Genomic DNA, 9,534 nt, shown 5'->3' with positions numbered 1-9,534 from the left:
GGCGCCGTGTCCACCGGCATGCTCATGGCCATCTTCATGTCCAACGCCGGCGGCGCGTGGGACAACGCGAAGAAGTACATCGAGCAGGGCTTCCATGGCGGCAAGGGTTCCGATGCCCACAAGGCCGCCGTCGTGGGCGACACTGTGGGCGATCCGTTCAAGGACACCTCCGGTCCGTCCATGAACATCCTCATCAACCTGATGACCATCGTGTCGCTGACGTTCGCGCCGCTGTTCATCATGGTGCAGGGCCTGCTCTAGGCTGATCGCTGACGGCGCGCCTGGGGCGCGCGGGAGGCTTCGGGGCCCCGGCAACCGCGCCGGGGTCCCGTGCGTTTTCGGCACTTTTGCCGGCGCGGAGCGGAAGGCTGCGTTGTGCTACACTGGGCCTCGCGGATGCGGCGGATCGGTGAAAGGGAGGCGCGCGATGGCGAGCAAGAAACCTTCGGCGAACGCGAAGCGGACCGCTGCGTTCAAGGCGGGCCTTGGGAGCATGGACGATGTCTTCGAGCGCGAACGCGCCCGCAAGGAGCGCAGCGCCGAGGAGCGCGAGGAGGCGCTCGTGCGGAAGGCATGCCTGTCGAAGAGGCGCTACGGCAGCCGGGCCGATGCGGAGGATGCGGCCCGCGCTTGCGCTGCGCATGGCGCGCCGAGGCTGCATTGCTACCGCTGCCCGCATTGCGGTGGCTGGCACCTCACCTCCAAGCCCGAGCGCTGAGCAGCTGCGGGCGCATGCCGCATGGGAGCACGGTGTGGGGCACGGAAGGCGAAAGGGCGCGGCCGCACCGCGACCGCGCCCTCGTTTTCGCTTGAAGCCCCTGGTAGAGAAGTCTTCTTACACGATGCCCTGGGCCATCATGGCGTCGGCAAGCTTCTTGAAGCCGGCGATGTTGGCGCCCATGACGTAGTTGCCCTCGTGGCCGTACTCGCGCGCGGCGTCGTCGGCTGCGTGGTAGATGCTCTTCATGATGCCCTGCAGCTTGGCATCCACTTCCTCGAACGTCCAGGACAGGCGCTCGGAGTTCTGCGACATCTCCAGGCCGGAGGTGGCCACGCCGCCGGCGTTGGCCGCCTTGCCGGGCAGGAAGGTCACGCCGTTCTCGATGAGGTAGTCGGTGGCGTCCATGGTGGTGGGCATGTTGGCGCCCTCGGCGACCACCTTGCAGCCGTTTGCGACCAGCTGCTTGGCGTCGTCGATGAACAGCTCGTTTTGCGTGGCGCAGGGCAGGGCGACGTCGCACGGCACGCTCCACACGCCGCGACCCTCGTGGTACTCCACGCCCTCGCGGCGCTTGGCGTACTCGCTGATGCGGGCGCGCTCCACTTCCTTGATCTGCTTGACCAGGGCCACGTCGATGCCGGCGGGGTCGTGGATCCAGCCGGTGGAGTCGGAGAGGGTGACCACCTTCGCGCCCAGCTGCTGGGCCTTCTCGGTGGCGTAGATGGCCACGTTGCCCGAGCCGGACACGACGACGGTCTTGCCCTCGAGGGAGTCGCCGTGGCATTCCAGATGCTCCTGCGCGATGTAGACCAGGCCGTAGCCCGTGGCCTCGGTGCGCGCGAGCGAGCCGCCGAAGGTGAGGCCCTTGCCGGTGAGCACGCCCACCCATTCGTTGCGGATGCGCTTGTACTGGCCGAACATGTAGCCGACCTCGCGCGCGCCCGTGCCGATGTCGCCAGCCGGCACGTCGGTGTCGGCGCCGATGTGGCGACACAGCTCGGTCATGAAGGACTGGCAAAAGCGCATGACCTCGCCGTCGGACTTGCCTTTCGGGTCGAAGTCAGAGCCGCCCTTGCCGCCGCCCATGGGCAGCGTGGTCAGGCTGTTCTTGAAGATCTGCTCGAAGCCGAGGAACTTGATGATGCCCAGGTTCACCGACGGATGCAGGCGCAGGCCGCCCTTGTAGGGCCCCAGGCAGCTGTTGAACTGCACGCGGAAGCCGCGGTTGACCTGGACCTTACCCTCGTCGTCAACCCAGGGGACGCGGAACATGACCACGCGCTCCGGCTCCACGATGCGCTCCAGGAGGCCGGCCGCCTCGTACTCGGGGTGCGCCTCGATGACCGGCTCCAAGGAACGCAGCACCTCGGTGACGGCCTGGATGAACTCCGGCTGGCTGGCGTCCTTCGCCTTGACCTGCTCGATGACTCGATCGACGTAACTCAATTCGGACCTCCTTAACGCACGTGCAGTTCGCAATGCGCACCATTATAAGGAGGAGGCCGCGCGCAAGGCGATTATTTAAACGACTCGAAACAAAAACGGCTCCGGGCGGGGGCGGAAGCGGGGAGAGCGAGGCGCGGGGCATGCGCGGCGGAGGCATCGCGTCGGGCGCGGGCGGCGGCGGGAGGGGCCGCTGCGTGAAGGCCGCCGGCCTTTGGCACCGGATACCGCCCGATGCGGTAGAATCGTCACGTTGCGAAGGAGGATCGAGCATGAACGAGATCAAGTGCCCCCAGTGCGGGACGGTGTTCCAGGTGGACGAGACGGGCTATGCGAAGATCGTGAGCCAGATACGCGATCGCGAGTTCGCCCGCGAGCTGGAGCAGCGCGAGCGTCATCTGGCCGAGAGGCAGGAGCAGGCGGTGCGCCTGGCGGTGGCCCAGGAGCGGCAGCGCGCCCAGGAGGGCGCATCGGCCCACGCGGCGCGCATCGCGGAGCTGGAGGCCTTGCTGGAGGCGGCCAAGCGCGAGGGGGTCGCCGGCATGGAGGCGCTCAAGCGCGACCAGGAGGCGCGCGAGCGCGCCGTCCGCGCCGAGCACGCCCGCGCCCTGGCCGACGCGGCGGCTGAGCGGGGCGCGCGCGTGGCCGAGCTGGAGCAGAAGCTGGCCGCGCAGGCGGCGTCGTTTTCGGCCGAGAAGCAGCTGGCGGCATCCGAGGCGCGTGCGGAGGTCGAGCGGGAGCGCGACGCTTTGGCAGCGCAGGTGGAGCTTGTGCGGGCCGAGGGGGAGCGGGCGGCCGTTGCCCTGCGCGAGGAGATGGCCACCAAGCTGCGGGCCAAAGACGAGCTCATCTCCTACAAAGACGAGGAGATCGCCCGCTACAAGGACATGAAGGCGCGCCTGTCCACCAAGATGGTGGGGGAGTCGCTCGAGCAGCACTGCGAGGCCGAGTTCAACAAGCTGCGCGCCACGGCGTTTCCCCGCGCGTACTTCGAGAAGGACAACGACGTGGTGGACGGCACGAAGGGCGACTACGTGTTCCGCGAGCACGACGAGGACGGCACCGAGGTGGTGTCCATCATGTTCGAGATGAAGAACGAGAACGACGAAACGGCCACCAAGCACAAAAACGAGGACTTCCTCAAAAAGCTCGACGCCGACCGGCGCAAGAAGGGCTGCGAGTACGCCGTGCTCGTCACGCTGCTCGAACCTGAAAGCGAACTGTACAACGAGGGCATCGTGGACGTGGGCTACCGCTACGAGAAGATGTACGTGGTGCGCCCGCAGTTCTTCATCCCCATCATCTCCATCCTGCGCAACGCGGCGCTGTCGGCCATGACGTACAAGGCGGAGCTTGCCCGCGCCCGCAGCCAAAACGTCGATGTCACGCGTTTCGAGGAGCAGATGGAGGAGTTCAAGGCGAAGTTCGGCCGCAACTACGAACTGGCCAGCCGCAAGTTTCAGCAGGCCATCGACGAGATAGACAAGACCATCGACCACCTGCAGAAAACCAAGGACGCGCTTTTGGGCAGCGAGCGCAACCTGCGCCTTGCCAACGACAAGGCGCAAGATCTCACCATCAAGCGCTTGACCCGCAACAACCCCACCATGAAGGCCGCCTTCGAGGCCGCGCGGGAGGAGGGGGAGGAGGGCGCGTGACGGGCCCGGCGGGGAAATACGGCGCGCGCAAAGCGCCCCCATGCGGTAAGATGGCTTCTTCGCGATAAGGTCGGATGCGGGGAAGGGGCGGCGTGGAGGTACTGGCGGCAATGGCGGCGGGGGTGCTGGTGGGGGCGACCGTGTTCCCCGAGCGGCTCAAAGGCGTGCTCGAGAAGCTCACGCTCGCGGCAACGGGCCTGCTCATCTTCGCGATGGGCGCGACGCTGGGCGGGCGCGAGGCGTTTTTGGAGGAGCTTGCCGCGGTAGGCTGGGCAAGCGCGCTGTTCTGCGTCGTGCCCGCAGCGCTGTCCACGGCGGCGGTGTACGCGCTCACAAGCGCGTTCATGGGCGATATCGCGCGCCGTCCGGCGGGACCGCGCGTGGAGTCCGCACGCGAGGACGCCTCGGCGGGCGGTGGCGAGGCGGTCATGATAGGCGTGGCGGTGGGCGCGCTCGTGCTCGGCGCGGCCTACGGCCTTGCGGGCGCGTCGCTGGCGCCTCTTGACGCGGTGGCCCGGCATTCGGATGCCGTCCTGTACGCGCTCATGTTCCTGGTCGGCATCAGCGTGGGCGGCAGCCGCGGGCTTGTGGGCAAGCTGCGGCAGTACCACGTGCGCGTGCTCATCATCCCCGCCGGCATCGTGGCCGGCTCGGTGGCCGGCGGGCTTCTGTGCGCGCCGCTTGCAGGGCTTTCGCTTCCCGAGGGCGCGGCCGTGGCGTCGGGGCTTGGCTGGTACAGCCTCGCCGGCGTCATGATGACCGGCATCGCCGGCGCGCAGGTGGGCAGCATCACGTTTCTGGCGAACCTCTTGCGCGAGATCCTGTCGTTTTTCTGCATACCGTGGATAGCGCGGCACCTCAACTACCCCACCTGCATCGCGCCCGCCGGCGCCACGAGCGAGGACACCACGCTGCCCATGATGATCCGCTGCACCAACGGCGAGACGGTGGTGCTCTCGGTGCTCAACGGTGTCATCTGCTCGGCGTTGGTGCCCGTGCTGATAGAGGGCTTTCACCAGCTCATGTAGGGTGCCGCAACAGCGCCGCGCCACCGCAGGCGACCGCCCCCTCCGCGTCCCTCGCCCCTTCGAGTTCCCTCCGCCCGCCGCCCCCCTCCGCCTCCCTGGCCGAGCTTGCGCCATTTCCGAAAACCCGCAAAACCGTTGTGCGACCGCGTCCGGGGCGCTAGCATGGGCGGGGTCGGCATGGGGGCCGGCGCCGACGAGGGGGATGATCCTATGTACAAGCCCTTTCCGCTGAAGGGTCTGCGCTTTTCCATCTCGCCCGAAACGCAGGCCAACGTCGCCCGCGCCGAGCACGCGCTCGTGCGCATGGAGGACAAGGCGCTCAACGGCCGCGCGGGCGGTTCGCTTCGGCGGGTGCTGTCGCGGCTTGAGGCGGTTTCCGCCATCCGCATCGAGGGCAAGGCGCTGCGCCTCATGGCGCTGCTCCGGTTGGAGGCCTGCGCGGCGAGCGAGGGCGATGCCCGCGCGTGCGCAGAGCCCTTCGACCTTTTCGGCTTCGAGCGCGAGGAGGAGAGGCGGGCGGCGGTGGAGGTGCTGCGCTTCGAGCGGGTCCTCGACCGCATCTACGGCCCCAAGCCCCCCGCCTCCCCGTTTTCCCTGGAGGATCTGCTCGACATCCACTCCATCGCGTGTTTGGGGCGTCCGGCCAAGGAGACCGGCTCCGGGCTGCGTCGGCGGAAGTGGTCGGTCGATGGGGACAGCCCCGCCGCGAAGGTGTACAAGCCCTCGCCGGCCGAGGAGGTTCCCTCGCTCGTGGACGACCTCGTGGCTTTCGTGCGCCATGAGGCGTACAGCCCCATCACCCAGGTGGCCATCGCGCATTTCCAGTTCGAAAGCATCAAGCCCTTCAAGTCGGGTATGGACAAAACCGGGCGGCTCATGTGCCACGACATCCTTCGCCGCCGCGGCCTCATGACCGGCGTGGTGGCCCCTATCGGCCTCGAGCCGGCCATCGACACGGCGAGCCACGCCCAAGCCCTGCTGCCGTACAACTTCGGCGTGTCCATAGACAAGGCGAACTTCATGGCGATCATCGACCAATGGGTCGATTTCTGCGCGTTGTCGGCGGAGGCGTCGGCGCGCGTGGCCGACGTGTACCTTGACGCCATCCTCAAGGTGAGGGAGTCGTGGGTAGACGACTTCGGCAGGCCGAACAAGGGGTCGGCCCTTGAGGCGCTGCTCGATTTGCTCCCGGGCACGCCGGTGCTCACGGTGAGGCAGGCGGCGGCGCTCACGGGCAAAAGCCTGTCCTCCGCCAACGACGCGCTGCTCAGGCTCGAGCGGGCGGGCGTTGTGGAGGAGGCGGATCGGTTCCAGCGCGGCCGCCTGTTCGTGGCTCGGCGCGCCGTGGACGTGCTCGAGGAGCTGGCGAAGCGCATCACGCCCGACCGCCCGGTCGATCGCGACTCGCTGGCCTGAGCCTTCTCGCTTGCGCCTTTCGCCCTTGCCCTCGCCGGCGCCGCCGGCGTCGGGCGCCTGCGCGTCCGCGTTCGGCGATTGCGGCTTTTCCGGGTTCCCGCAAAACGTCCCAAGGGGGATTGCGCCCTTCGTATACTCGGGCTGCGGCCGAGGGCGGACGCGCCGCGAGGCCGCGAACGCGAGAAGAGACGAGAGGAGAGGGAAGCCATGACGGAGGCGAGGCGAGGTTTAAGCGGTTTGAGCATGAGACGGCGCCGGTTTTTGCAGCTTGCCGCGGGGACGGCTGCGGCTGCGGCGTCGGGGGCGTTTCTGGGATCGTGCGCCCCGAAGGCGGCCGAGGAGGACGCGGGGGGCGCGAGCGAGCCGGCGGGCACCGGGCAGCCGGATTACGACAAGATCGTGCGCACGGTGTGCGCTCCCAACTGCGTGGGCAGCTGCGGCATCAACGCCTACGTGAAAGACGACGTGATAGTGAAGGTGGAGCCGGCCGATTTTCCCGACAACGCCTACCATCGCATCTGCCTGCGCGGCGTGTCGAACGCCCTGCAGCGCGTGTACTCGCCCGACCGGGTGAAGTACCCCATGCGGCGCACGGGCGAGCGCGGCAGCGGCGAGTTCGAGCGCATCAGCTGGGAGGAGGCCATCGACCTTATCTACGAGAAGATGCAGCACAACATGGACACCTACGGGCCCACGGCGAACGCGTTTCTGGGCATGACCGGAAACTACGGCGTGTTCCCCCAGATCATTGATTCGCTTTTGGCCATGACCTACGACGGCACGTCGTTCACGAACTTCGGCATCATGGGCGACAACGCGTGCAACATGGGGTTTTTGCCCACGCTGGGCGTGCAGCAGGACGGCAGCTCGTGGGAGGACCTCATCGGGTCGAAGGCCATCATCATGTTCGGCTGCAACTACGCCGAGACGAACATGCAGGAGATGCACTTCATCTTCGACGCGCAGGAGGCCGGCAGCAAGCTCGTCGTGGTGGATCCGCGCTTCTCGCGCACGGCGGCGAAGGCCGACAAGTGGGTGCCCATCCGCCCCGGCACCGACGCGGCGCTCGCCTTGGGCATGATGAACTGGATTGTCGCCAACAACAGGCACGACGAGGACTACATCAGAACCTGCACCAACGGCGCGTTCTTGGTGGACCTCGCCACCAAGAAGCTTGTGCGCCTGGGCGAGGACTACGCCGTGTGGGACGAGGCTGCGGGCAAGGCCGTGCCCGTGGCGGCGCTGCCCGACGACGCGAAGCCCGCCTACCCCTCGGTGCGGGTGAGCGGCGAGGTGCCGAAGGAGGCCGAGGTGCCGCAGACAGCGGCGCTTACGGGATCCTACGAGGTGGAGGTCGATGGCCGGACCGTGAGCGCGAAGCCGGCGTTCCAGCTGCTCGTTGAGTCCCTGGAGGCGTACTCGCCCGAGGTCGCGAGCGAGATCTGCGAGGTGCCCGCCGACGACATCGTGGCGCTGGCCGATCTCTACACCACCGAGACGCCCGCCTGCCTGCGCGTGAGCCAGGGGACGAACCGCTACTGGAACGGGCATCTTCCCACGCGCGCCCTCATCCAGATGGCGGCCATCACGGGCAACATCGGAAAGCCCCACGCCAACGTCAACTGGGCCGGCGGCAGCCTCATGCGCATCCTGTTCTCGCTCGGGCCCACGGCCGTCACCACGCGCGAGGGCCATGCGTCCACGTCGCTGCCGGGATCGCAGTGGTACGACATCGTGGCGTCCCAGGACCCGTACCCGGTCAAGCTGCTCTGGACGCACAACTACGGCTGGGGCACGCAGGGACCCGACCGCAACCGCATGGAGCGGGAGGTGCTGCCCCAGCTCGACTTCATCATCGTGTCCGACTCCATCATGACGCCCGGCGCCCAGTACGCCGATCTTGTTCTGCCGGTGACGAGCTACTACGAGGAGCCTTTCGAGATCGTGGCGGCGTGGTCGTCGATGTACGTGCAGGTGCGCGAGCAGGCCATCAGCCCTATGTTCGAGGCGAAGACCGACTATCAGGTGGCCCAGATGCTGGCCGAGCGGTTCGGCATCCTCGAGGAGACGGAGTGGCGCCTCGACATCGAGGAGTACGGGCGCGACCACATCCTCAAGGAGAGCGTCACGCCCGAGTTCGCGGAGATCGACTTCGACGAGCTTATGGAGAAAAAGGTGGTGCGGGCGAACTTCCCGGAGAACTACGTGGCGTTCGAGAGCATGCGCTTCGCCACTCCCAGCGGCAAGATAGAGCTTTACACCGAGGATCTGACGGAGTTCGGCGAGGAGCTGGCCTGCCATTACGAGCCGCTCGAGGGCAACCGCTCGCCAGCTGCCGCGACGTATCCGCTCACGTTCATGAACTGCCGCACCGTGTACACGACGCACTCCCAGCACGTGCAGCTGCCGTGGATCCGCGAGGTGGCGCCCGAGCCGCGGCTTGAGATGGCGCCTGCGGACGCCGAGGCGCGCGGCATCGCCACCGGCGATGTGGTGGAGGTGTTCAACGATCGCGGCTCCTACAAGGTGAAGGCGCTCGTCACCCCCGAGATCAAGCCCGGCTGCCTCAACCAGCGGCAGGGGTGGTGGCCCAAGGACTTCCCCGAGAACACCCATTACAGCGCCCTCATCCAGATGACGCTCAATCCGGCGCAAGACGCCATATCCGAGACGAACTTCGCGCCTTACGACAACCTCGTCGAAGTGAGAAAGGCCTAGGTGACGTGCCATGACGAAGTACGGATTCGCAATCAACCTGCACAGGTGCATAGGATGCCGCACCTGCTCGATCATCTGCAAGATGGAAAACGGCGTGGCCGACGGCCTGTTGCGCATGCGCGTCCTCAACGACGCGGAGGAGCTTGTCCACGACGTGCCGACGGGGGAGTACCCGAACCTTTCCATGACGTGGACGCCCGTCCCGTGCCAGCACTGCGACGACGCCCCCTGCGTGGCGGCGTGCCCCACCGGGGCCACTGAGAAGCGCGCGGACGGCATCGTGACCGTCGACAAGGAGGCGTGCATCGGCTGCAAATCGTGCATGGAGGCATGCCCCTACGGCGCGCGCCAGTACGACGAGGAGTCGAACACGGTGGACAAATGCACGCTGTGCGCCCATCGCCTTGACGCGGGGCTGGGCACCACGGTCTGCCAGATAGCCTGCCCGGGGCGCGCCATCGTGGTGGGCGATCTGGACGATCCGGAATCCGAGGTGTCAAAGATCGTCGCCGAGCGCAAAACGACGCTCCTTTTGGAGGAGGAGGGCACC

The 9,534-nt window shown here is 67.3% G+C and carries 8 protein-coding genes; 7 read left to right on the top strand and 1 reads right to left on the bottom strand.

The genetic code is table 11. The features are described from left to right. Positions 1-261, top strand: a 261-nt coding sequence (locus ACWKY3_RS05080) for a sodium/proton-translocating pyrophosphatase (protein ID WP_449315341.1), incomplete at its 5' end; no start/stop codon positions are given. 166 nt (positions 262-427) lie between these two features. Then, positions 428-718 (top strand): hypothetical protein, encoded by a 291-nt coding sequence (locus tag ACWKY3_RS05075; RefSeq protein WP_449315340.1) that lies wholly within the window; start codon positions 428-430, stop codon positions 716-718. Positions 719-835: 117 nt separating this feature from the next. On the opposite strand, the gene gdhA is transcribed toward ACWKY3_RS05075, so the two are convergent. Further along, complete coding sequence (gene gdhA, locus ACWKY3_RS05070; RefSeq protein ID WP_449315339.1) at positions 836-2,167, bottom strand: NADP-specific glutamate dehydrogenase; 1,332 nt, start codon at positions 2,165-2,167, stop codon at positions 836-838. A 269-nt stretch (positions 2,168-2,436) separates the two neighbouring features. Here gdhA and ACWKY3_RS05065 point away from each other — a divergent pair, with 269 nt between their 5' ends. The 5 genes from ACWKY3_RS05065 to ACWKY3_RS05045 all read left to right on the top strand — a co-directional run. Then, positions 2,437-3,822 (top strand): DUF2130 domain-containing protein, encoded by a 1,386-nt coding sequence (locus ACWKY3_RS05065; protein ID WP_449315338.1) that lies wholly within the window; start codon positions 2,437-2,439, stop codon positions 3,820-3,822. Between the two features lie 92 nt (positions 3,823-3,914). Further along, entirely contained in the window at positions 3,915-4,850 is a 936-nt protein-coding gene (locus ACWKY3_RS05060) for a lysine exporter LysO family protein (RefSeq protein ID WP_449315337.1), read from the top strand. Positions 4,851-5,060: 210 nt separating this feature from the next. After that, complete coding sequence (locus ACWKY3_RS05055) at positions 5,061-6,266, top strand: Fic family protein (protein ID WP_449315336.1); 1,206 nt, start codon at positions 5,061-5,063, stop codon at positions 6,264-6,266. Between the two features lie 207 nt (positions 6,267-6,473). Further along, positions 6,474-8,984 carry a molybdopterin-containing oxidoreductase family protein gene (locus ACWKY3_RS05050; protein WP_449315335.1) on the top strand — a complete coding sequence of 837 codons (2,511 nt, stop codon included), beginning with the start codon at positions 6,474-6,476 and terminating at the stop codon, positions 8,982-8,984. Between the two features lie 10 nt (positions 8,985-8,994). Continuing rightward, on the top strand, positions 8,995-9,534 hold a 540-nt coding region (locus ACWKY3_RS05045), incomplete at its 3' end, for a 4Fe-4S dicluster domain-containing protein (protein WP_449315334.1).

It is taken from the genome of Rubneribacter sp. (assembly GCF_965361815.1).
This window is presented reverse-complemented; position numbering and strand designations above follow the sequence as displayed.